A 22,563-nucleotide genomic window follows, 5' to 3' on the forward strand; every position below is an offset into this window, starting at 1 on the left:
CATTCTAAATCTTTACACTCTCCAATGCTTTTGGTAAAAATGTATTGGGAAATATTTCTCTCGCCTCATCAGTAAATACGGTCAGATCTCCATATCTGTTGGAAAAGTGGCCTAAAATCAACTTTCCAACCTGAGCTTTCTGAGCTATCGTAGCTGCTTCCAAAGCTGTGGTATGACCTGTATAATCTGCCATTTCCTTCAGATCATGTAAGAATGTGGATTCATGATACAGAACCGTTACATTTTTAATAATCGGGATGACACTTTCAAGATAACGGGTATCACTGCAAAATGCATAGGATACCGACGGAGCAGGATCAACAGTCAGAATTTCATTTTTAAGAACATAGCCATCACTCAGTACAAAGTCCTTCCCTGCTTTGATATTGTGATAATCGCAGGTTTCAATTTCGCTGTATTTCGCAATCTCTTTCATATTAAGATGTCTGTCTTTCGGTTTTTCTTTAAAAAGATAACCGTTACAGTAGATTCTGTGGTCCAGCGGGATAGTATATACTTCTACCCTGTTGTCCTCATATATTTTTTCAGAATAATCTTTATCCAGTTCATGATAAATCACTTCAAAACCACGGTGGGTTTCCGTGATCTGAAAAATAGTTTCCAGCATTTTCTTAATACCTTTCGGCCCATAAACATGCAATGGCATATCTCTTCCTAAGAGACGGAAAGAAGCTATAAGCCCCGGCAGCCCAAAACAATGATCTCCATGAAGATGAGAGATAAAAATATGATTGATTTTTGAAAATCTTGCTTTTGCTTTTCTCAGCTGAACCTGTGTACCTTCTCCACAATCGATCAGGAAGAGTCTTTCTTCCATTTCCAGCAGCTGTGCTGTGGGTGACGTGTTGATGGTCGGAATCGCAGAGTTAAAACCTAATATTGTTAAATAAGTACTCAAATCAATAATTTATGATGACAAATGTACAACAGAAAAACTAAATGGGGATTTCGCCCTGATATGTAAACTTAATCGGTTACTTTTAAAAAATCCATAAACAGGTCTAATGCCTGTTTGCGGTGACTGATTTTATTTTTGTCTTCAGGATCCATTTCTGCAAAGGTTCTTTCATATCCTTCAGGAACAAAAATCGGATCATATCCGAAACCTTTGAAACCTTTATTTTCTGTCAGTAAATTTCCATGAACCCTGCCTTCAAAATATTGAGCCCCGTTTTCATCATAATAGCACAGAACCGTTACAAAATAAGCCTTTCTGTTTTCAACGTCCTGCATTTCTTCTAATACCTTTTCGATATTTTTTGCGAAATCGTGGTCTCCGGCATAGCGGGCTGAGAAAATCCCAGGTCTTCCATCCAAAGATTCTACAACCAAACCGCTGTCATCTCCCAAACTTGGAACACCTGTTTTTTCAAAGCAATATTTAGCCTTGATCAGGGCATTGGCATGAAATGAATCTCCGTCTTCTACAATTTCTTCGTGAATATTATAATCGGTAAGACTTTTCACCACGCAGTCACTTCCCAGGATCTGTTGGATTTCTTCTTTTTTATGTCCATTGTGTGTAGCTACTAATAATTCCATTTCTATATTCATTTTCAATTTTACTTTTTAAATCGGGTTACTTACATTTCAGCATAATGTACTTTATACTTTTTCATAAACAGGTAATAGAATAAGGAAAAAAGTACAATTCCTACGGCTAATACAAGCCATTCTGAAATATGAAGAACTTTTGCAAAACTCTCATCTTTACCATACAGAACCAACAACGACAGTGTTAAGTTATTAAAGGCATGCAGTAATATCGGCATCAGTAAAGATTTTGTTTTATAATACACCAATCCAAGCACACAGCCCAGCATCACTGCACTGATAAACTGCCATGGATTTCCGTGAACTATTCCAAAAATAATGGAAGCATACAGAATCGCTTTCCAGGGTTCTACTCCTTTATTGATCAATCCTTTCTGAATAATTCCTCTGAAAATAATTTCCTCAAAAACGGGAGCCATAATAACCGTCATGATAATCATTATCACCGGATTGTCTGTCAATTGGCTCATCAGCCTTGTAAAATATTCATAAAAATCTCCGAAAAAAGGCCCTGTAGTTGGGATCTGAGCGGCTACAAATTCAGAAATAAACATCATTCCCGCCATCATTGGAAAGATGAGGAGATAGGTTGAAAAATTAACTGATGACAAGTTGAAATTAAGCTTTTTCTGTGTGGTACGCCTTACGATAAAAAAGTCAAAAAAGGCAATAGCAGTAAGGAATCCTACAGAATTCGCTACCATCAGAAACCAGTCTTTCAATTCAATATTTTCCCTGAAAACCACTTTCCAAAAAGTACTGAATAAAGAAACGGCCATTGTTCCTACGAATAATCCAACCACCAAGACAACACCGCCCAACCATGTAAACGTAAACTTCGGATATTTGCTATTTTCCATCCTTTCTCTGTAAAAAGTTTATGAAAAACAAAGATAATTTTTTTGACTGCTACAGGCAACTAAAAAAGGATTTTCTTATTTTCGTTCCTTTATCCATGAACATCACAAAATGCATACAGAATTTCCATTCCAAAAAATTGAGTCTACCACCAACAGATGGATGACCATTGTCCTGAATGCTCTTTTCTTTGTGATCTTTATTTCCTTCGCTTTGATTTTCGTTTTAGGCCCTGCTTATGGAATTTACAAAAGAGGATTTGAAGCCATGCTGTACCCTGCCCTGATCGGCTGGGGACTTTCATTGTTGATTTTGATTCCTGCAATCCGTTATTATATTATTAAAAGAAAAAAACTGGCCCATACAATTGTGGTTGATGAAACCGGACTTTTATTTTATAATTCAGGAAATGAAATTGTGGATCAGATCCTCTATACAGATCTCCGGCCTTCAACACAGGATTTTGATATTTACACGGTAAATCCGGTAGGATCAGGAATCGCCCCTTTACTGGAAGTAACAATCTTATCAGATAAAAAAGAACAAACTTCAAGACGTATTGATATGAATCTTCCTTTAAAAGTGGTAAAAAACAAATCTATTTTGTATGCCCGTTTCCTACACGGCATCGTCACTTTTCGACGTGATTTGAAGGTAGATCCTCTCGTTTTCCGAAGCTATTCTATTGATACAGAAACCTGGAAAGTGAACCGCAAAGGGATTTCTCTGGGAGGCTGGCTTGTCATACTGGCAGCACTCATAATTACGTCATTTATATGCGGGCTTGTATTTTTGTTAACTTAAGCTAAGAATTAATATGATTGAAAAATTCCAGACCATAGAATCCAAAATCAATATACCCATTACTTACTTTCTCACGGGAATTCTGTGGATCGCTGTTATTCTGATTATGGTGGTAATCGGGGTTGTTTTCAATCTTATTTATAATAATTTCAAACCATTTATAGAAAATGACCTTGGTATCTTTTTCACGATTCTTATTGCCCTGCTTCTTCTTATGTTCTGCTGTATCGCTTTGATCGTGGCTTTAACTTACAGAAAAAAACAAAAGATCCGAAAAGCCATTGTAGATGAAAAAGGAGTAACATTCTACAACCACCGTAATGCAATTATTGAAACCATATTATATCATGAACTTCAGCCAGCTCAGCACTCATCCACCGATGTACATGTTTTCAACACCCAGACCGTAAAATACGGCAAAACGACATTGCAGGTTTACCTGAAAAATAAAGCTGGGGAAATTATGCCTTCAACGGTAGACTTTAATTTTAACTTAGTAATTCTACGCAACCAATATCAGCTATACCGTCATTTTCTTAAAGGCATTCAACACTTTCGTCCGGATCTGAAAATAAGTCAGCAAGCGATTGATCAGTACAATCTTAGTTCAGAACCACAAAAAACAGAATTTGGAATATTTGAATACATCATGTCTGCAGTTTTTATACTGTTTGCTGCCGGATTGGTTTATGTCTTTATATTGCTGATTAAAATGTTTGTCTGATAAGTAATGTTGACGCAAAGCCAATTACGGATGAGTTTATAGCCATATCTTTCATTCTCAAATGCGGTTATCCTTCTATTCTTCTGCGTAATGAATATTGTCTTCATTTAAATTTGAAAACCTCGTAAAAAATCACGATTTTTGCAACTTCAAAATACGATATGTCAGACTTAATCAAAGAAATACAAAAAAGAAAGACCTTCGGGATCATTTCCCACCCGGATGCCGGAAAAACAACTCTTACAGAAAAGTTACTTCTTTTCGGGGGAGCAATTCAGGAAGCGGGTGCGGTAAAATCCAACAAAATAAAAAAAGGAGCTACCTCCGACTTTATGGAAATTGAAAGACAGAGAGGAATCTCTGTAGCGACTTCCGTATTGGCATTTGAATATAGAGATCATAAAATCAACATTCTGGATACTCCGGGTCACAAAGACTTTGCTGAGGACACCTACAGAACATTAACAGCCGTAGACTCTGTAATCGTTGTCATCGACGTTGCAAAAGGGGTTGAGGAACAGACGGAAAAACTGGTTCAGGTGTGTAGAATGAGAAACATTCCGATGCTGGTCTTCATTAATAAACTGGACCGTGAAGGTAAGGATGCTTTCGATCTGCTGGATGAAGTAGAACAAAAATTAGGACTAACCGTTTGTCCGCTTTCTTTACCGATTGGAATGGGAAGTGACTTCCAGGGAATTTATAACATCTGGGAAAACAATATTCAGTTATTTCTGGAAGAGAAAAAACAGAAAGTTGGAGATTCTATTAAGTTTGATGATATCAATGATACTTCAATTGATGATGTTATTGGTGAAAAAGCGGCCAAAAATTTAAGGGAAGAGCTTGATCTGATCCAGTCTGTTTATCCTGAATTTAATCGTGACGATTATATGAAAGGTGATCTTCAGCCGGTATTTTTCGGTTCTGCTTTAAATAATTTTGGAGTACGCGAACTATTGGATGCTTTCATTGATATTGCTCCGATGCCGCAGCCTAAAGAAAGTGATACCCGTCTGGTAAAACCTGAGGAAAGTACTTTCACAGGATTTGTTTTCAAAATCCATGCGAATATGGATCCTAAGCACAGAGACCGACTTGCTTTCGTAAAGATTGTTTCAGGAACTTTCAAGAGAAACGAAAACTATTTGCTTGTAAGAGAAGGTAAAAAAATGAAATTCTCCTCTCCTAACGCATTCTTTGCCGATAAAAAAGAAGTGGTGGAAGAAAGTTTCCCTGGTGACATCGTTGGTCTACATGATACGGGAAGTTTCAGAATCGGAGATACATTGACTGGTGGAGAAAAATTAAGCTTCAAAGGAATTCCAAGCTTCTCTCCTGAGCATTTCCGTTATATCAATAACAACGATCCGTTAAAAGCCAAGCAATTGGCGAAAGGTATTGACCAGCTGATGGATGAAGGGGTTGCACAGCTGTTTACCCTTGAAATGAACGGAAGAAAGATCATTGGAACAGTAGGAGCCCTTCAGTATGAAGTTATTCAGTACCGTCTTGAACACGAATATGGTGCAAAATGTACTTATGAACCTCTATCTATGCACAAAGCTTGCTGGGTAGAAGCTGATGAAAAGTCTGAAGAGTTCAAAGAATTTGCAAGATTGAAGCAGAGATTCCTGGCGAGAGATAAATACAATCAATTGGTATTCCTGGCGGATTCTTCATTCACCATTCATATGACGCAGGAGAAATTCCCGAATGTGAAACTGCATTTTATCAGTGAATTCAGAGAAAACTAAGAAACAATCAGGCAAACCGAAATTGTTTACAATATAGATCCGCAGAAATTTCTGCGGATTTTTTTATAATATATCTTATGAAACCACCCCGTCAAAAATTCTTTGAATTTTTGCCACCCCTCCGGAGGATGGGAATTTTTAGATCTCCCAACTCATATTTGGTAAAACGACAAAGCTTTCGAATCATTTCAATACCCTAAACTCAGAAAAACGCTTTGTAAATCTTTTGTAAAACAAATACAAAACCCTGAGAATATAAGAGTTAGTATTTTACCAGCATAATACATTTCATTTACAATCTTTACAAGAGCTTCCCTTCTAATTTTACTTCATCAAAAAAATTAATCTTATGAAAAAGTTCATATTACTCACTGCTGTAGCAAGCACTTTCATTATGTGCAAAAAAGCAGAAGCTACCCAGGATAGAATCAATGAAGCCATCCATTCGGCGGACAGTGCTGCCACTGTTGCTACAGAAACCATAGATCATGTCAGTAAAACGGCAGATAAAGTCATTGACTCGGCCAGTATTAAAATAAAAGATTTTGAAAATTCGAAAAACGACATCCGTCAAAAGATAGAAAACACTTCCAAGATGGTAGATTCTTTATCGGATAAAATTGCGAATACAAAACTGGAGTCCAAAATAGATAAAAAGGATTCGGTAGAAAAGAAGACTGAAAAGATTGCAGTAAAAACTCCGGCCCCTAAGGTTATTAAAGAAACCAAAATCATTTATAAAGAAAAGCCTAAGAACGACAGTTATGAACTGAATATGCCACAAGATAAAATGGTAAAATCAGGATATCTTTCTATAACAGCGGAGAATGTGGAAACGGTAAAGGAAATTATCCGGGAAGAAGCGAACAGAAATAACGGGTATATCAAAAGTGAAAATCTGTCTTATGTGGAATCCGCTTATCTTCATGGGGAAAATCAAAAAGTATACAGTCTGAATATCAAAGTTCCTATGCAGCATTTTGATGAGCTAATGGATGCCATAAATAGCAATATTGGAGATATTGATACAAAAGATATTCAGGTTTCAGGGCGAAACTATACGGACAGTGCAATCTGTACGATCAATGTAAATATCAGTGAGAAAGCTAAAACAGAAACAGAACCTGAAACCTTCAGTGGAAAATCCCTGGCAGCCATTGAATCCGGCTGGAATGTTATTACTTCTATATTCCTGTTTATCCTGCCGCTGTGGCCTTTATTTCTTATTGCCGGCATTGGATATTATTTCTATAAAAAGAAGAACAGGAACGCCGCTGATCGTGATTCTCATTAGATTTTTTAATTTTTTTTTAATGAGGTTTGGAATTGGTGTTCGATTCTTATGTTTAATTTTACCAAATATTCAACAGAAGTGTTGTTTATTAGAAAAATAACTCTTAACTTTAAGTATAAGCAAAATGCAATGAATCTCCGATCGGACGAGGTTCAAATAAATTTGGAAATTTTATTTCATATATTAATATTTTGTGATTTGGTGTAAAATAAGGCCCTCATATTGAGAGCCTTATTTGTTTTATTTCATATTCACTACCTTATCTACGATAAATTTTGTGTTTCCTCTCCACGGAAGAGCCCCGTTGTACTCTTTGTAATGCAGATCAAAAGTTTTACCGCTGTTGGTTTCCAGTTGTTTGAAAACTTCAGGATCATCTACGGAAAATTCAAACTCATAGCTTGTAATAGTTCCTGTTTTTCCTCTCCCGAAACCTTCCTGAATCAGCTTACCTTCATAGGTTTTGAAAACATAACCTTTTTTCATCGCATAGTTCAGGTATCCGGACTTTACTCCTTCTCCGAAAACGAAATAGTACTTATACCATACAAATACGCCCAGTAACAGCAGTACGACACCGAGGGTGATCCACAAAGATTTTTTCATAGGTAGTGTGTTTTATAAATGTTATTTTGCGATGCTTCTTGAAATCACGATTTTCTGAATTTCAGAAGTTCCTTCATAGATCTGAGTGATTTTCGCATCTCTCATTAATCTTTCTACGTGGTATTCTTTCACGTATCCATATCCTCCGTGGATCTGTACTGCTTCAATAGTAGTATCCATTGCCACCTGAGAAGAGTATAATTTTGCCATCGCTCCGCTTTCAGAGATATCTTTTCCTGCATCTTTTTCACACGCAGCTTTGAAGCACAGCATTCTTGCAGCAGTGATCTGAGTAGCCATATCAGCCAATTTGAATGCAATCGCCTGGTGGTTGATGATTTCAGTTTTGAAAGCTTTTCTTGTTTTAGCATATTTCAATGCCAGTTCGTAAGCCCCTGAAGCAATACCCAACGCCTGAGAAGCAATACCGATTCTTCCTCCGTTCAACACTGCCATAGCAAAGTTGAATCCGAACCCGTCTTCACCGATTCTGTTCTCTTTTGGAACTTTTACGTTATTAAAGATCAAAGAGTGAGTATCACTTCCTCTGATTCCTAATTTGTCTTCTTTAGGTCCGATTTCAAATCCTTCCCATCCTCTTTCAACGATAAAAGCATTGATTCCTTTGTGTTTTTTCTCAGGATCTGTCTGTGCAATTACGATATAATAAGTAGCTGTTCCACCGTTCGTGATCCAGTTTTTGATACCATTTAAAAGATAGTAATCTCCTTTGTCTTCCGCAGTAGTTTTCTGAGAAGTAGCATCAGAACCAGCTTCCGGCTCAGATAATGCAAATGCTCCGATTACCTGTCCGCTGGCCAGTGGAGTAAGATATTTTACTTTTTGCTCTTCAGAAGCGAATTTTTCAAGACCGGCACAAACCAATGAGTTGTTTACAGACATTACAACAGCTGCAGAAGCATCCACTTTTGCAATTTCTTCCATAGCAAGCACGTAAGAAACGCTGTCCATACCTGCACCGCCGTATTTTGGATCTACCATCATTCCTAAAAGTCCCATTTCTCCCATTTTCTTCACCTGTTCAGCAGGGAATTTCTGGTCACGGTCTCTTTCAATCACTCCTGGTAAAAGTTCGTTCTGTGCAAAGTCTCTTGCTGCCTGCTGAATCATCAGCTGTTCTTCCGATAAATTAAAGTCCATAAAAAAAATAATTAGATAGCCGTAAATTTACACTTTTTAAGCAAATCTGAAAAAATAAATTAAAAGCGGGAAAAAGGCAGGTTTGGGGAGATTTTATGATAATGGATATGCGTTTCGGGATCCGAGATCATGGGTTAAAAAGACAATATAAAAAACCTGGAGAAAAATAAACCACTATAAAAGAATCATTGAAAATATAAAATCCCTACTGCAGGGCTTCCGGTCTCCTTTTTGATTCAAACTATTATGGTAAGCATTTAACTAATTTCTAATTATTACCTTCGGATAGTTTCAATTAAAAAAAATGCTTATATTTAAATTTCTTTATAAATTACGTAAAAAATCATGACGATCAAGAGATTATTCGATATTCCACACTATGCTTTAGAAAAATATCCTAAAACGGATATGTTTGTAACCAAATATCATGGGGAGTGGAAAAAAACTTCTACACAGGAGTTTATTAATGAGGGAAATAAGATATCCAGAGGATTATTGAAGCTTGGGATAAAACCAGGTGATAAAATTGCTTTGATTACAACCAATTCCCGCACAGAATGGGCTATTATGGATTTCGGGCTTTCTCAGATCGGGGTTGTTTCAGTACCGGTTTATCCTAGTATTTCTCCTGAAGATTATGAATTCATCTTCAATAATGCTGAAATCCAGTATTGTTTTGTTTCTGATAAAGAACTGTTGAATAAAGTAATGAAAGTAAAACATAATATCCCGAGTTTGCAGGGAATTTTTACTTTTGACAGTATCAGCGGGGCTGCCAACTGGAGAGAAATTCTTGATCTGGGCAAGGATGAATCTACACAAATTGAAGTGGATGATCTTTCTAATGCGATCAATACAGAAGATCTGGCAACGATCATTTATACTTCCGGAACCACCGGAAGACCTAAAGGAGTAATGCTTACCCATAACAATATTGTTTCAAACATATTGGGATCTATTCCAAGAATTCCAAAAAAGAGAGGCTTTGATTACAAAGATGCCAGAGCATTAAGCTTCCTTCCTATCTGTCATATTTTTGAAAGAATGCTGTTCTATCTTTATCAGTACAATGGTTTTTCTCTTTATTTCGCAGAAAGTATCGAGAAAATGGGTGAAAACGTAAAAGAAGTGAAACCTCATTACATGACCGTAGTTCCGAGACTGGTAGAAAAAGTATATGACAAAATCTATAATACAGGTTCTTCAGCCGGAGGATTAAAATCCAAAATATTCTTCTGGGCATTGAATCTGATCACCAAAAAGAAAACCATTTCAAAGCCATCCGGACTTCAGGAAATCATTGCAGACAAGCTTGTATTTTCTAAATGGAGAGAAGGTTTAGGTGGTGAAATCGTGACTTTGGTTTCAGGATCTGCTGCCTTATCTGCAAGACTTAATTTAATGTTCCAGAATGCCGGAATTCCAATTCTGGAAGGTTATGGCTTAACAGAAACATCACCTGTAATCTCTGTGAACAGTTTTGATAAGATGAAAGTGGGAACCGTAGGAATTCCATTAGACAATTTAAAGGTTAAAATTCAGGAAGATGGTGAAATTACAGTAAAAGGGCCCTCTGTATTCAAAGGATATTTCCGGAATGAGGAAATGACAAAAGAAGCTTTCACAGAGGATGGTTTCTTCAAGACCGGGGATATCGGACATATCGATAGTGACGGATTTTTACAGATCACAGACCGTAAGAAAGAAATGTTCAAGACTTCCGGTGGAAAGTATATTGCTCCCCAGACTATTGAAAACCTGGCAAAAGCTTCAAAATTTATTGAGCAGATTATGGTGGTAGGTGATGGTGAAAAAATGCCATGCGCTTTAGTACAGCCTGATTTTGAATTTGCAAAAAGCTGGGCTATGAGAAATAACCTGAATTTAGGCTCAACTCCTGAAGAAATTGCAAAAAGCCCTGAATTGAAGCAAAGAATTGAAAAGGAAATCGAAGGCATCAATGAACACCTTGGAAACTGGGAGAAAATCAAAAAAATTGAGCTTACTCCTGAAGTATGGAGCATCGAAAGCGGACTGCTTACTCCAACGTTAAAACTGAAGAGAAAAGCCGTAAAAGAAAAATTTATCGCTTTATACAATAAGATGTATGATCATCATGAATAAAAAACAGAAACCGCTTCATTATTGAAGCGGTTTTTTTATTGACAAGAACATATTTTTCTTCATCCTTATAATTTCTTCAGACTGAAATGACGGGCCTCAGAAACACCCGCAGGTGCCTGCGACTGCACTGTTCCTGTAGCATTGTCAAAAGCACCTCTATACATCGTTAAATAAATAATATCACCAGCAACTAAATTGACAAGACAATGGAATGAAATAGGTGTATTCCCGGCCCCCGCAATAAGCTGCCCTATATTTGAGCGGGTACCGGCAATAAGGTTGGCAGCAGCCGTTCCATTTTTTGTAATACCCAGATTAACACCAATATAATTGCTTGACCCTGTAGTCCCTCCGGCTCCGAAATAGGACAAAGCATCCAGTTCATAGACACCCGTTTCATTAATAACAAAACGGTTGTTTGCAGCATCCCACGAAGCAGTTGAACCCTGGTTAACCTGTACTTCAGCGGCTGTAAAAGGCAGCACCTGCGGAATACCCGAATTAAAGTTTGCCGTAGAAGGTAAACTATACGTTGAGCTTGATGACATACCAATAATGGTATTGATGGCATTATTAGGATTGATCACTACAGCTTCCCAGGTTACCCCGGAACCAGCATTGCCATTGCTAATCAGTATCGCTGCCCATCCCTGCCCAAGCCCTATAGATGATACGGCAGCACCCGGCTGATTATCTATCAGCTCACTTCCATTGGCTGTTATATTGACATTGAAACTTCCTGTATTTTTAATATAATATACGCGTCCCTTGATATGTCCCTGTGCAGGATAAGCGGCAATAGCTCCCGGCAGTGTTATGGTACCGACTGAACTGCTATTATAGGCTACATAATAATCTGTAATACTCATATTGTAATCCGCTGATACCAGCCGGTACTGTGCGGCAAGACTTCCGTTAATTTCCAAAGTACTTCCAGGAGTGACTGTATTAATACCAACATTTCCAAATTGCCCTAGCAAGCAATAACTTAAAAGAGATAAAAACCCCATAAATAATTTTTTCATGATATATAATTTTTCTTGTTGTGCTTAAATTGAATAGCAGAATATCCAAACGATATCATTTATAAAAATTCATTTTGAACGGGTCAAAAGCTATAGTTAATGGATGTGTCTGCTTTTATTGTAACCATAAAGCCTTACCTCCTATATCTCCTGCTGAAGCTCTGTAAGTTATTTAATCATCATGCCTTTTGATTACAGTAAATATACATATAAAAACATTATGTTGGCAATAATTTAATATTATTAATTAAAATTAAAATAATTAATAAAAAATAGGAAAAATAAGTATTATTTTCTCTTTTGCCAACCAGTATCAAAATACTGTACACTATATGCCATAAAAAAAGCTGTCTCATTTCTGAAACAGCTTTCGTATGACTTAAAAATCAATAACTAGAATTTAATTACAGATTTCATTTTTTCGTTTTCTTCCATTACCAACTCATCATCCACAAGGATTTTTCCAGAGTGCTCATCAATGATGATTTTCTTTCTCTGAGCAATTTCCATTTGCTTCTGAGGAGGAATCGTGAAGAAAGATCCTTTTGGAGCTCCTCTTTCTAATCCTACAACAGCAAGACCGTTGATAGAGTTTGTTCTGATTCTGTTGTAAGAAGCCAATAATCTCTCATCAATTTTAGCTGCAAATTCTTTAGACTGCTCTAAAAGATATTCTTCTTCTTTCTGAGTTTCAGAGATCAAACCATCCAATTCTTCTTTCTTGAATTTCAAGTGGCTTTTCAAATCGTCGATCTTTGCATTCAGTTCAGCTAAAGTTTCGTTTTTGTGAGCAATTTTAGCTCCGAATTCTTTAATTCTTTTTTCAGCAAGCTGAATTTCCAGCTCCTGGAATTCCATTTCCTTTCCTAATGCTTCAAACTCTTTATTGTTTCTTACATTATCCTGCTGAGATTTGTATTTCTCAATTAAAGTTTTAGCATGGTTAATTACTTCATGCTTTGTTTTGATCTGATCTTCCTGATCTTTGATATCAGCATGAAATTTTTCAGCTCTTTTTTCAAGACCTTCAATCTCGATTTCAAGATCTTCAACTTCAATTGGCAATTCTCCTCTAGTATTTCGGATTTCATCCAATCTTGAATCAATGATCTGTAAATCGTATAAAGCTCTTAATTTTTCTTCAACTGAAATATCGTTGGTTTTTGCCATATTTAAATGAAATAATTTACTGGGTTTGTTTTTTCAATAGATTTTGAAATTGCAAATGTACTAAATTTTTGTGATAAAATTTCAAATAATTGTTGAGCAACAAATTGTTCGGACTCATAATGTCCTATATCACAGATCAGCATTTTAGACTCTGCTAAAAAATAATCGTGATATTTAAGATCTCCTGTAAGGTAAGCATCGCATTTTCTGGCCGCTGCAGATCTTATCCCGCTTGCCCCCGAGCCTCCCAGAACCCCTACTCTTTTGATTTTTTTATTGTTAAAAGAAGAATGTTTGATCACCTCCAGTCCAAATTTTTCTTTTACAAACCCAAGGAAATCTTTTTCATCCATTTCCTCTTCCAGATCACCGTACATTCCCAATCCGGCATGATGATTTTTATTATCCAGACTATAAACCTGATAGGCTACTTCTTCATAAGGGTGTGCTGACCTCATAGCGCCTACAATCTGCCCTTGTTTAAAGCCTTCAAAAATTACAGAAATCATATCTTCATCTGCATTTTCACGAATGCCCTGCTGTCCCGAAAACGGATTTGAGCCTTCCACAGGTCTGAATGTTCCATTACCATTCACTGTAAAACTGCATTCATCATAGAATCCTATATTTCCTGCTCCGGCTGAGAACATGGCTTCTTTTACTTTTTCCGAATACTCTTTAGGAACAAAAACCGTTAACTGCTTTAAATTATTTTCTTTGGGCTGAAGAATCTTCATATTCTTTAATCCTAACTGACTGCATATACCATGGTTCACTCCAAAGAAATCATTGTCAAATGCAGTGTGGATAGCATAGATCGCCACTTTATTTTCAATAGCTTTTAAAACAGCCCGCTCTACATAATTCTTCCCTGTCAAAGATTTTAACCCGGAAAATATAATGGGATGAAAACATACAATCAGATTACAATTTCTCTCAATCGCTTCATCTACTACATTTTCCAGCGCATCATGACAAACCAGAATTCCCGACACATCACGATCATAAACACCACACAGCAATCCTACATTATCAAAATCTTCTGCCTGCCTGATGCTTATTTCTTCTTCAATCTTTGCAATTACAGTTTTTAGCTTCATTAATTTATATTTTACGGTTACAGCGAAGATATTAATTTTACCAAAAACCCGGAAAAATTTACAATAAAAAACCGGCTTTCTTCAACCGGTTTTGCTTTGATATAAAAAAAGAACTCAATAAGACTATTAATCTTTGAAAAGCGATACTCTTGTAAAAGAATCTACTACTACGCCACAGTTGATATCAGATTCCATAAAAAGCTGATACCCTCTTCCCGGATCAAGACTCGCAGGGTCCGCAATGGTATAGAAATAAAAGGTAAGGATATTACCTGTTCCACTGGAGCCGCTTGGAACCAGCTGGATAGAATTGATTTCAAAACCGGAATCGGGATTTTTAAAAGTAGCTTTTATGGATCCTGAAGAGTTGGAACCTGGAGTAATTGTAGCGATTGCTCTCCAAAAATGAACCTGCCCGTTAATTTCATTTTCTCTCCATTTACCGGTAGCCGCAATATAGATATTGCTCGTAACTCCCGGAAATGGAACGGTAGTTTCCGGCCAACTTGTAGTAGGGCTTGCGGCAAAAACCAGCGGTGTGGCATAAAGCACCTGTTGTCTCGGGCCATAGCCGCTTCCTGATGCCGTTAAATTGAATGAGGGTTTTACATTTGCGTTTCCAGAATTGATTTTAACGACACCGTCGTTACCAGCCTGAGAAGATGTGGGAACAAAAAGCTGTCTCCAGAGGGTACCATCCCAATACTGGAAGTTATTCGTTGTCGTATTATAAATAAGAGTTCCTGCAGTAAGATTAGCGTTTACTACACCTGCAGGAGGCACTGTGGAAACGTCATTATCAGCCAGGTTGGTATCCCGGTCAGTATCAGTAAGACGAGGAATGAGAATTCCTTTCTGGTTGGAAACTATATCCAGTACTGAAGCACTATTTGGTGTAACAGTATTAATCCCAACCTGAGCATACGTAATACTGTTTATTAAAAACAGCATTAAAAAGGTTAAAATTTTTCTCATGATATAAAGCTTTTGTAGAATAAAATTACAAACTTGAACGATAAAAATGTTAAAAAAAACATTTTTATATGTCATATTTTATCCGTATTTTGTTAATTATAAAATATTGAAAATCATCCAATTAACATACAATAATTCACTTTTTAATGATGAATTTCATTTTAACATTTGCAAGATTCTTTTAACAATCATATATTTACCCTATTCTTTATATAAATTATTAACTTCGCTGTGAAATACCCCTATCTAAATGGAAAGAGAACATAATCTTATTCCTGAGGACACTCTCTGGAAAAGATTCCTTTACCGGATAATTTATCGCTCTGATACGAAGCTTGGAAAACTGTTCGATATCATATTATTGTCTTTAATTCTTGCAAGTACAGCTATTATCATGATGGAAAGTGTACCTAAGCTTGATAAGAGATTCCATTATACCTTTCTGATTCTTGAATGGATCATCTCCATTTTCTTTACAATGGAATATTCTATGCGGATTGCAGTGGTAAAAAATAAGCGGAACTATATATTCAGTTTTTTCGGAATTATAGATTTTCTGGCTCTGGTTCCCTTTTTTCTCAGTTTTTTCTTTCCGATTACCAAGTATTTTCTGATTTTCAGAATGTTGAGAATGTTGAGAATATTCAGGATTTTCAATTTACTGGATTTTATGAATGACGGGTATTTCATTGTAAGGGCTTTAAAGAACAGTTCGAGAAAAATTTACATTTTCCTTCTGTTCCTGATCATTTTCTCAGTCATTGTAGGCTCACTTATGTTTATGGTAGAAGGTGGAAGACCTGGATTTGAAACGATACCGCAATCTATCTACTGGGCCGTTGTTACGGTAACTACTGTAGGATATGGTGATGTATCTCCTATTACGCCCTTAGGCAAGTTTTTTGCGGTTATTCTTATGCTGGCCGGTTATTCTATTATCGCAGTCCCTACCGGTATTGTAACCGCAGAAATGAGAAACAAAAGACAAAACCTGGAAATGGTATGCGAACGCTGCGGAAACGACGATATTGATGATGACGCGAGGTATTGTAAGAAATGTGGCAAGAAATTAGCTTAATATTTGATATAAGTAAAATTCATTAATCAAACACCACAAAATCATGGAACCAAAAAAGAAAAACAGACCCAATAGCTTAGTAATTATTCTTTTTGCACTGATTGTACTGATGGTCATCATTTATTTTATATTAGTAATGTTCTTCCCTGCTGTTTTTGATCTTATGAATACAGGCGATATACAGCCAGTACCCGATAAATGATGAGTGATGTGCAATTGTCGACGATAAACAATTTACAATCATCGCGAACCCGGATAAAATAAAAAGATGAGCTGAACATTTCACTCATCTTTTTTTATCAAGATTTTCAAATACTATTTAATCTCAATAAAAAAGACGGATCAAATATGACCCGTCTTCCTTTTTTTATTTAAATGATGAATTATTTTTTAATGGCTTTGATCGTTTGTTTAGATCCGTCTTTCATTTCAAGCGTTATCAGATAAACTCCCTGCGTTACATCCCTTAAATGGATCGTAGATTCAGGAGTACCAATAGTTTTCACTAATCTTCCCGTAGCATCTGTCACAGATACATTTTTCACATTTTTCACATCGGAGATATTCAACACATCTGTAAATGGATTAGGATAAATCTGGATATTATTTTTCGCTGCAGCGACTTCGGATGTTGCCAGGTTGGCATTGTTAATACTGATATCGTCTATATACAGATTATACTGATCCGGATCTGAATAAGCATTAAATCCAAAGAAATACACCCCTGTTGCAGGAACTGTAAATGTTATAGATTCGGTATGAGCAATTCCATCACTGATTGAAGGATAATCTGCTATAGAGCCCGTCATAGCGGCCGCATCAGGAGAAGTACCATATGCTACTTTCAGTTTTTCAGCATAAGTTGATGAATTATTACCATATTGATAACTGATTGTATATTGTACTCCTGCTGTTAAGTTCAATCCCTGTGTAAAGAACCATGCATCGGCAGAATTGGAAGAGTTGTACTGATATTTCAGCACATTGGTAGTGAATCCCTGGCTGTCAGAAGGAGGATCCGCTGTTTCCCAGTCATTTGCAGCCCCTGCATTAACATTCATTGTACAACCCGGAAGCTCCGGAACAGTAACATTTTCAAAATCTACAACATAAGGAAGGTTTGCACTTGAACATAATGTTGTAAATGTGGCAGAATCACTCCATGCACTTTTGCTCGTTGTGCTACATGCAGATCTCACCCATACATAATACACAGATGAAGAAGCTAAACCTGGAATATTATAGGTAGTTGCTGTAACTCCTGTAAAATTAGGTGTGCTTGTTGCTGTAGGTGCCGTATTGGTTGTGCTGTAATAGATATCATATCCGTTTGCAGGAACGGGAGTAGCTGCAGCCCAGGAAATGGTAGCGCCTGCAGCAGTAATGTTTGAAACAGCTAATGCATTAGGTTCACTACAAGCCGGCGCTACATCGATTTTAATATCATCAACATATAATTGATTCATATTAGCATCAGAATACGCCTGGAATCCAAAATAATAAACACCTGTAGCTGCTGGCGTAAAGTTCACAAAAGCGCTCGTTGCTGTACTGGTAACAATATTCGGGTGATCCGCCAGTGTATTGGTCATTCCAGCGCTGGTAGCTGAAGTTCCATAGGCTACTTTTAATTTTTCTGCGTATACAGTTCCTTCTGCATTGGCATATTTATATTTAATTCTGTAGGTAGTTCCTGCAGTAAGGTTGATTCCATTGGTAAAAAACCAGGTATCGGCATTATTAGCATAATCGTAAGAATACTGAAGAACATTCCCTGTAAATCCCTGGGCATCCAGATCACCTGTTTCCCACATATTTCCGGCACCATCATTCACTACCGAAGTACAATTCGGCATATCAGGTGGAGTTATACTTTCGAAATCCAATGCGTAAGGTACCCCCACAGCGACACATGATGTCGTAAATGTTGCCATTTGGGACCATGCACTTTTGTTCGAAGTACTGCACACAGAGCGTACCCATACATGATAGGTAGTGGCTGGTGCAAGGGATGGCAGATTTGTAGTCAGTCCATTGATAGATCCGGAAACAACTGTCGCAGCAGTAGGATATGTACCGGAAGTTGAATAATAATATTCGTAACCGCTTCCCGGCGCAGAAGAAGGAGCTGTCCATCCGATCTGGGCAGAATTGGCCGTAACAGCAGATACCGTTAAAGCAGATGGTGCAAAACAGGTCGGAACCGCGCCGATGTTTACCGTATAATCATGTGCTTCTCCGTACCCATCCGTATTACAAGGTATAGGATCACTGGAGAACCTGTCGCCTACTCTCATCCTGTAAGTACCTGGAGTAACGGTAGCAGGAATGGTTATAAGTCCGGCCGTAATATTATTGGCTCCTACAAGAGTACTGCTTGCCGTAGCTACAAGTTCAGGAGCGGCATCATCAAAAGTTCCGTCGTTATTGAAATCTATCCAGATACGGACATTCTGATCGCTGTAATCATGTTTAACACTAAAATCATAACTCAAACCTGCACTCAGGTTGATCGTCATAGAGGTATAATCTCCATAGGCATCAGTAGAACACCCTGTATTAGGATGATCAAATCCGGCACCCGGAATTGCAAAAGAATCTATCATATCTCCTCCACTACACCCACTGGCAAAAGCAGGTGTACAGTAAGTCTGTGCAGAAGATAAAAAGCCGGCCATTAAGAAACCAACAAGTAAAAAATTTCTCATATAAAAACAGTATTAGTTAATCAAATCTAGTGAAAATCAGCAATAAAAAAAATATTTATTTAATTATATCACAATGAATTAAACTTTTTCTTTAATAAAAGACAATTTAACCTATATAAGGAGAGGCCGCTCAAATTGAGCAGCCTCTCTATTTCCTGTTTTTCAAGAAACTATTTTATCTCTTAATTGCTTTAAGGGTTTGTTTAGATCCGTCTTTCATATTCAGAACCACTAAATATAACCCTTCTTTCAGATCTCTCAGCTGAAGCTCTGAAGATGGTTTATCAATGGTCTTAATCAACCTTCCGGAAACATCAACAATTAAAACAGACTGTACTTTGGATACATCAGAAATTGTCAGCATATCAGTAAACGGATTAGGATATATATTAATCTTGTTTTCTTTTACTGCAGTTTCAGACGTTGCCAGATTAGGATTTTGTTTTATTTCAACATTATCTAATAGAACATCATCATAGTAATATCCGTTACCATTCACATTTTTATCTACAGTAAATCTCACCTGGATAGTAGTTCCGATGTAAGAAGCCGCCAAAGGAACAGCAACTGTTCTCCATTGGTTTGAGTTGGTATTATCACTAAAAATAACTACCCATCCGTTTCCATCGTTTACTTCTACCGTAAGCTTGTTATTATCATAAGTGGAAGGTGAAACCGTAGTAGAAGAAGTGGTAGAATGGTTTTTAAACCAGTCAAAAGAAACAAGAGGTGCGGTTAATCCTGTTAAATTTACAGGAGGAGTAACCAGCTGAACCGTGTTGGCACCCGCTCCATTATATGGTGAACTTGCATCTACCCATGCATATGTACCTGCCGCTTTTTGGTTATTAGCCGGACTTGCACCATAATCTGCAGACCCTGAGAACTTCCAGAACAGATTAGCTTCGGTACCTGTTGCCGTAGGGTTTATACTGCTCCAACAGTTGGGTGCTGCTCCACTATCAAAGTTTTGAGCAAAAGGAGCCATAGCTGTTCCGCAAAGTGTATTGAAAACAGCAGCCTGAGAACTCCACGCACTCTTATCGGAAGAACTACATACCGATCTCACCCATAAATAGTAAGTACTGGAAGGAGATAATCCGGACAAAGGAGCCGAAGTGGTAGCGCTGGTTCCGGAAGCTGCAGTAGACGCTGTAGGAGCTGTACTGCTTGTAGAATAGTAATACTCATATCCACTTCCAGGAGCAGTTGCCGGAGCAGTCCAGGAAGCATTTGCTCCATTGGTTGTCATTCCTGAAACAGTAACAGCCAATGGTTCAGAGCAGCTAGGGGTTACATCTATATTGATATCATCAACATAAATCTGGTTCATATTAGCTGCAGAATAAGCCTGGAATCCGAAATAATAAACTCCTGTTGCACCTGGTGTAAAGTCTACAAACGCATATGTAGCAGTTCCACCTGTAATATTGGCGTGGTCAGCTAAAGTATTTGTCATTGAAGCACTTGCAGCAGAAGATCCATAAGCAACTTTTAATTTTTCAGGATACTGGGTGGTTCCTGTTGCATTGGCATACTTATATTTGATTCTGTAGCTAACGCCTGCAGTAAGATTTAAACCTTGGGTAAAGAACCATGTATTGGCAGCATTAGAACTATTATAGGAATAATTAAGCACTTTCCCTGTAAATCCAGCCGGAGCAGTTGCTGTTTTCCATGAATTTCCGGAACCACTGTTTACCACTGTTGTACAAATTGGCAATGCAGGTGTTGTAACGTTTTCAAAATCTAAAGTATAAGGTAAATTAGATGAATTACATACCGTCTGGAATGATCTTACCGTACATGCGGTAGCAGGCCCTGCAATATTGGCTGTATAAGCAGTTACAGAATAATAATACGCAGTACCAAAATTTAAAGGAGCTGCGAAAGTATAAGAATTATTAGTTCCGCCTGCAATATCCATATCTGCAATATCATTTCCTCCTGAGGTAGTTCCAACTTTCAGTTTGTACCCGGCAGCGCCATTTATTGCATTCCATGTAATCGTAGGGGTTACACTTACTCCTGTAGCATTGGATGCAGGAGCGGTAACGGTAGGACAAAGACCTGGTGTTGTAAAGTTTGCAGAGCTTGACCAATTTCCTTTATCTGTTCCATTACAGTTTCCTCTTACCCAATAATAATATTGAGTTGAAGGAGTCAGACCGGATAAATCAGCTGTTATTACCCCGGCACCTACAGATCCTGAAGGCGTAGCCGTTGCAAGCGGAGTTGTTGAAGATGTAGAATAATAATACTCATATCCATTACCCGGAGGTATTGTAGAAGCTGTCCAGCTTATTGTTGCGGATTCAGGAGTCAGAGCAGAAGAAGAAAGACCGGTTACCGTACTTGCACAGTTAGGTGTAGTGGTAAAAGACCCTGATGAGGCATATCCATTCCCCGTTCCGGCTGCGTTTGGAATATGAGAATAGATAGATTTTACTGATCCGTTTAATGCCTGAACCTGAACCTGGTAGCTTGTATTTTGAGTTAACCCTGTAATTGTAGCAGTTGCAGCAGAAACCGGATTACCAACAAGGTCTGTCCAATCACAGTTTCCGACTTCTCTATACTGAACATTGTAAGCTGTTGCACCTGTCGGAGCCGTCCAGTTTACAGTAGCAGCATTATTGGTAATTGCAGTGGCAGCTGCAAAAGTCCTTACCGGAGCCTGTGTGCCTGGTGTCCATTTATATTGCAGCCCGGCAGGGATTTTAACACTTGCATTGGTTGTGCTGGAAAAAAGCATTGTACTGCTACCAGCATTACCGGTAACAGCTTTAGACCAATCGCAGGTAGTTCCGGACGGCACGTTTCCGATCATCAGGGAATTTACATTGGACGCATAAGTAGTACTGTTTCCTCTTATCCCTACCTGTGGAGTACTGCCAGAAGTGCTGGTACCCGGATCTGTACAGCTTCCATAAATGATCTTTATTTCACCGGTAGCATAAACCAATCTGATCTGAAAATTTAACTTTTCAGTAGATCTGTTAAAGTAATTGGCATGATCCTGCCACTGTACAACAAATTCAGTTCCCAGGTCCTCATACCTCACTTCATGATTTCCCGCTGGTTGTGTTGCATCTGATGATGAAAAGCCTCCATCCTGCCCAAAAGCGGAAATTGCCCCTGTAGTTGATCCCAGACTTGACATTGGAGTGTAGTTTGTCCCGGAAGGAGCTGCTCCAAACGTTATAAATCCATTGGCACTCACATAACATGTGGTCATGGCAACACCACCGAAATTAAAAGGAGAAGACAATGGAATTGCTGCGGATACATCATTGTCATAAGTAGTATTAGTCCCAGAAGGGAACAATTTTGTACCTCCGGTAATGGAAGTATAAGCTACCCCGGTACTTTTTGAAAAAGTATAGTTGGCGACGTCGGTTTGCGCATAGACTCCCATACTCAGGGAAGCCAGACACGAAAGTAGTAATTTCTTCATAAAATAGTAAATAATAACAGTTAGGGCGGTAAATGTATAAATATTAATTTAAATTTTAAATGAAATATTAGAAAATATCATAAATTTTTATACAAAAACAATAAAAAACACTATTAAAACATTATATAATTAAAAATTTATTTAAAT

At 37.7% G+C, this 22,563-nt stretch carries 18 protein-coding genes; 7 read left to right on the top strand and 11 right to left on the bottom strand.

From position 1 onward, the window contains the following. Positions 1 to 4 precede the first annotated feature (4 nt). The 3 genes from AC5YGI_RS02610 to AC5YGI_RS02620 form a co-directional block, all read right to left on the bottom strand. Positions 5 to 919 carry a ribonuclease Z gene (locus tag AC5YGI_RS02610; RefSeq protein WP_110009301.1) on the bottom strand — a complete coding sequence of 305 codons (915 nt, stop codon included), beginning with the start codon at positions 917 to 919 and terminating at the stop codon, positions 5 to 7. Positions 920 to 987: 68 nt separating this feature from the next. Beyond that, the gene (rdgB, locus tag AC5YGI_RS02615) at positions 988 to 1,563 is read right to left on the bottom strand and encodes an RdgB/HAM1 family non-canonical purine NTP pyrophosphatase (RefSeq protein WP_496167425.1); all 576 of its coding nucleotides are present in this window, start codon (positions 1,561 to 1,563) and stop codon (positions 988 to 990) included. A gap of 41 nt (positions 1,564 to 1,604) precedes the next feature. Continuing rightward, positions 1,605 to 2,435, bottom strand: a complete 831-nt coding sequence (locus tag AC5YGI_RS02620) for a CPBP family intramembrane glutamic endopeptidase (protein ID WP_330745669.1) — start codon at positions 2,433 to 2,435, stop codon at positions 1,605 to 1,607. 109 nt (positions 2,436 to 2,544) lie between these two features. On the opposite strand from AC5YGI_RS02620, the gene AC5YGI_RS02625 reads away from it, so the two are divergent. The 4 genes from AC5YGI_RS02625 to AC5YGI_RS02640 all read left to right on the top strand — a co-directional run bounded on the left by AC5YGI_RS02625 (position 2,545) and on the right by AC5YGI_RS02640 (position 7,012). Then, on the top strand, positions 2,545 to 3,237 hold the full coding sequence (locus AC5YGI_RS02625; RefSeq protein ID WP_330745668.1) for a hypothetical protein: 693 nt from the start codon (positions 2,545 to 2,547) through the stop codon (positions 3,235 to 3,237). A 13-nt stretch (positions 3,238 to 3,250) separates the two neighbouring features. Beyond that, a complete protein-coding gene (locus AC5YGI_RS02630; protein WP_330745667.1) occupies positions 3,251 to 3,961 on the top strand; it encodes a hypothetical protein in 711 nt (236 codons plus the stop codon). 161 nt (positions 3,962 to 4,122) lie between these two features. Beyond that, positions 4,123 to 5,718 carry a peptide chain release factor 3 gene (locus AC5YGI_RS02635; protein ID WP_330745666.1) on the top strand — a complete coding sequence of 532 codons (1,596 nt, stop codon included), beginning with the start codon at positions 4,123 to 4,125 and terminating at the stop codon, positions 5,716 to 5,718. 349 nt (positions 5,719 to 6,067) lie between these two features. Further along, positions 6,068 to 7,012 carry a DUF4349 domain-containing protein gene (locus AC5YGI_RS02640; RefSeq protein ID WP_496167427.1) on the top strand — a complete coding sequence of 315 codons (945 nt, stop codon included), beginning with the start codon at positions 6,068 to 6,070 and terminating at the stop codon, positions 7,010 to 7,012. Between the two features lie 240 nt (positions 7,013 to 7,252). Here AC5YGI_RS02640 and AC5YGI_RS02645 read toward each other — a convergent pair whose 3' ends face one another. After that, on the bottom strand, positions 7,253 to 7,618 hold the full coding sequence (locus AC5YGI_RS02645) for a hypothetical protein (RefSeq protein ID WP_034695305.1): 366 nt from the start codon (positions 7,616 to 7,618) through the stop codon (positions 7,253 to 7,255). A 21-nt stretch (positions 7,619 to 7,639) separates the two neighbouring features. After that, entirely contained in the window at positions 7,640 to 8,779 is a 1,140-nt protein-coding gene (locus AC5YGI_RS02650) for an acyl-CoA dehydrogenase (protein WP_110009295.1), read from the bottom strand. 345 nt (positions 8,780 to 9,124) lie between these two features. On the opposite strand from AC5YGI_RS02650, the gene AC5YGI_RS02655 reads away from it, so the two are divergent. Further along, complete coding sequence (locus AC5YGI_RS02655) at positions 9,125 to 10,903, top strand: AMP-dependent synthetase/ligase (RefSeq protein WP_330745664.1); 1,779 nt, start codon at positions 9,125 to 9,127, stop codon at positions 10,901 to 10,903. A gap of 65 nt (positions 10,904 to 10,968) precedes the next feature. Here AC5YGI_RS02655 and AC5YGI_RS02660 read toward each other — a convergent pair whose 3' ends face one another. From AC5YGI_RS02660 to AC5YGI_RS02675, 4 genes are all read right to left on the bottom strand, one after another. Further along, positions 10,969 to 11,928 carry a hypothetical protein gene (locus AC5YGI_RS02660; RefSeq protein ID WP_330745663.1) on the bottom strand — a complete coding sequence of 320 codons (960 nt, stop codon included), beginning with the start codon at positions 11,926 to 11,928 and terminating at the stop codon, positions 10,969 to 10,971. A 393-nt stretch (positions 11,929 to 12,321) separates the two neighbouring features. After that, positions 12,322 to 13,098, bottom strand: a complete 777-nt coding sequence (locus tag AC5YGI_RS02665) for a zinc ribbon domain-containing protein (RefSeq protein ID WP_110009291.1) — start codon at positions 13,096 to 13,098, stop codon at positions 12,322 to 12,324. 2 nt (positions 13,099 to 13,100) lie between these two features. Beyond that, a complete protein-coding gene (locus AC5YGI_RS02670) occupies positions 13,101 to 14,198 on the bottom strand; it encodes a Nif3-like dinuclear metal center hexameric protein (RefSeq protein ID WP_330745662.1) in 1,098 nt (365 codons plus the stop codon). Positions 14,199 to 14,324: 126 nt separating this feature from the next. Then, on the bottom strand, positions 14,325 to 15,173 hold the full coding sequence (locus AC5YGI_RS02675; RefSeq protein WP_446106410.1) for a phage tail-like protein: 849 nt from the start codon (positions 15,171 to 15,173) through the stop codon (positions 14,325 to 14,327). Between the two features lie 250 nt (positions 15,174 to 15,423). Between AC5YGI_RS02675 and AC5YGI_RS02680 the strand changes: the two genes are divergently transcribed. Both AC5YGI_RS02680 and AC5YGI_RS02685 read left to right on the top strand, forming a co-directional pair. Then, entirely contained in the window at positions 15,424 to 16,251 is an 828-nt protein-coding gene (locus AC5YGI_RS02680; protein ID WP_330745660.1) for an ion transporter, read from the top strand. Positions 16,252 to 16,294: 43 nt separating this feature from the next. After that, a complete protein-coding gene (locus AC5YGI_RS02685; RefSeq protein WP_171006318.1) occupies positions 16,295 to 16,453 on the top strand; it encodes a hypothetical protein in 159 nt (52 codons plus the stop codon). 181 nt (positions 16,454 to 16,634) lie between these two features. Here AC5YGI_RS02685 and AC5YGI_RS02690 read toward each other — a convergent pair whose 3' ends face one another. Further along, positions 16,635 to 18,959, bottom strand: coding sequence for a GEVED domain-containing protein (locus AC5YGI_RS02690; protein WP_496167430.1), 2,325 nt, complete (start codon positions 18,957 to 18,959; stop codon positions 16,635 to 16,637). Positions 18,960 to 19,134: 175 nt separating this feature from the next. Beyond that, complete coding sequence (locus AC5YGI_RS02695; RefSeq protein ID WP_330745658.1) at positions 19,135 to 22,416, bottom strand: fibronectin type III domain-containing protein; 3,282 nt, start codon at positions 22,414 to 22,416, stop codon at positions 19,135 to 19,137. Positions 22,417 to 22,563 lie beyond the last annotated feature (147 nt).

Source organism: Chryseobacterium sp. CS3K3.1 (assembly GCF_059515165.1).

What these genes read in the sequence shown, in the direction of transcription:
- rdgB (WP_496167425.1), bottom strand. Translation starts at nt 1,563, where the DNA reads ATGGAATTATTAGTAGCTACACACAATGGACATAAAAAAGAAGAAATC.
- AC5YGI_RS02620 (WP_330745669.1), bottom strand. Translation starts at nt 2,435, where the DNA reads ATGGAAAATAGCAAATATCCGAAGTTTACGTTTACATGGTTGGGCGGT.
- AC5YGI_RS02625 (WP_330745668.1), top strand. Translation starts at nt 2,545, where the DNA reads ATGCATACAGAATTTCCATTCCAAAAAATTGAGTCTACCACCAACAGA.
- AC5YGI_RS02630 (WP_330745667.1), top strand. Translation starts at nt 3,251, where the DNA reads ATGATTGAAAAATTCCAGACCATAGAATCCAAAATCAATATACCCATT.
- AC5YGI_RS02635 (WP_330745666.1), top strand. Translation starts at nt 4,123, where the DNA reads ATGTCAGACTTAATCAAAGAAATACAAAAAAGAAAGACCTTCGGGATC.
- AC5YGI_RS02640 (WP_496167427.1), top strand. Translation starts at nt 6,068, where the DNA reads ATGAAAAAGTTCATATTACTCACTGCTGTAGCAAGCACTTTCATTATG.
- AC5YGI_RS02645 (WP_034695305.1), bottom strand. Translation starts at nt 7,618, where the DNA reads ATGAAAAAATCTTTGTGGATCACCCTCGGTGTCGTACTGCTGTTACTG.
- AC5YGI_RS02650 (WP_110009295.1), bottom strand. Translation starts at nt 8,779, where the DNA reads ATGGACTTTAATTTATCGGAAGAACAGCTGATGATTCAGCAGGCAGCA.
- AC5YGI_RS02655 (WP_330745664.1), top strand. Translation starts at nt 9,125, where the DNA reads ATGACGATCAAGAGATTATTCGATATTCCACACTATGCTTTAGAAAAA.
- AC5YGI_RS02660 (WP_330745663.1), bottom strand. Translation starts at nt 11,928, where the DNA reads ATGAAAAAATTATTTATGGGGTTTTTATCTCTTTTAAGTTATTGCTTG.
- AC5YGI_RS02665 (WP_110009291.1), bottom strand. Translation starts at nt 13,098, where the DNA reads ATGGCAAAAACCAACGATATTTCAGTTGAAGAAAAATTAAGAGCTTTA.
- AC5YGI_RS02670 (WP_330745662.1), bottom strand. Translation starts at nt 14,198, where the DNA reads ATGAAGCTAAAAACTGTAATTGCAAAGATTGAAGAAGAAATAAGCATC.
- AC5YGI_RS02675 (WP_446106410.1), bottom strand. Translation starts at nt 15,173, where the DNA reads ATGAGAAAAATTTTAACCTTTTTAATGCTGTTTTTAATAAACAGTATT.
- AC5YGI_RS02680 (WP_330745660.1), top strand. Translation starts at nt 15,424, where the DNA reads ATGGAAAGAGAACATAATCTTATTCCTGAGGACACTCTCTGGAAAAGA.
- AC5YGI_RS02685 (WP_171006318.1), top strand. Translation starts at nt 16,295, where the DNA reads ATGGAACCAAAAAAGAAAAACAGACCCAATAGCTTAGTAATTATTCTT.
- AC5YGI_RS02690 (WP_496167430.1), bottom strand. Translation starts at nt 18,959, where the DNA reads ATGAGAAATTTTTTACTTGTTGGTTTCTTAATGGCCGGCTTTTTATCT.
- AC5YGI_RS02695 (WP_330745658.1), bottom strand. Translation starts at nt 22,416, where the DNA reads ATGAAGAAATTACTACTTTCGTGTCTGGCTTCCCTGAGTATGGGAGTC.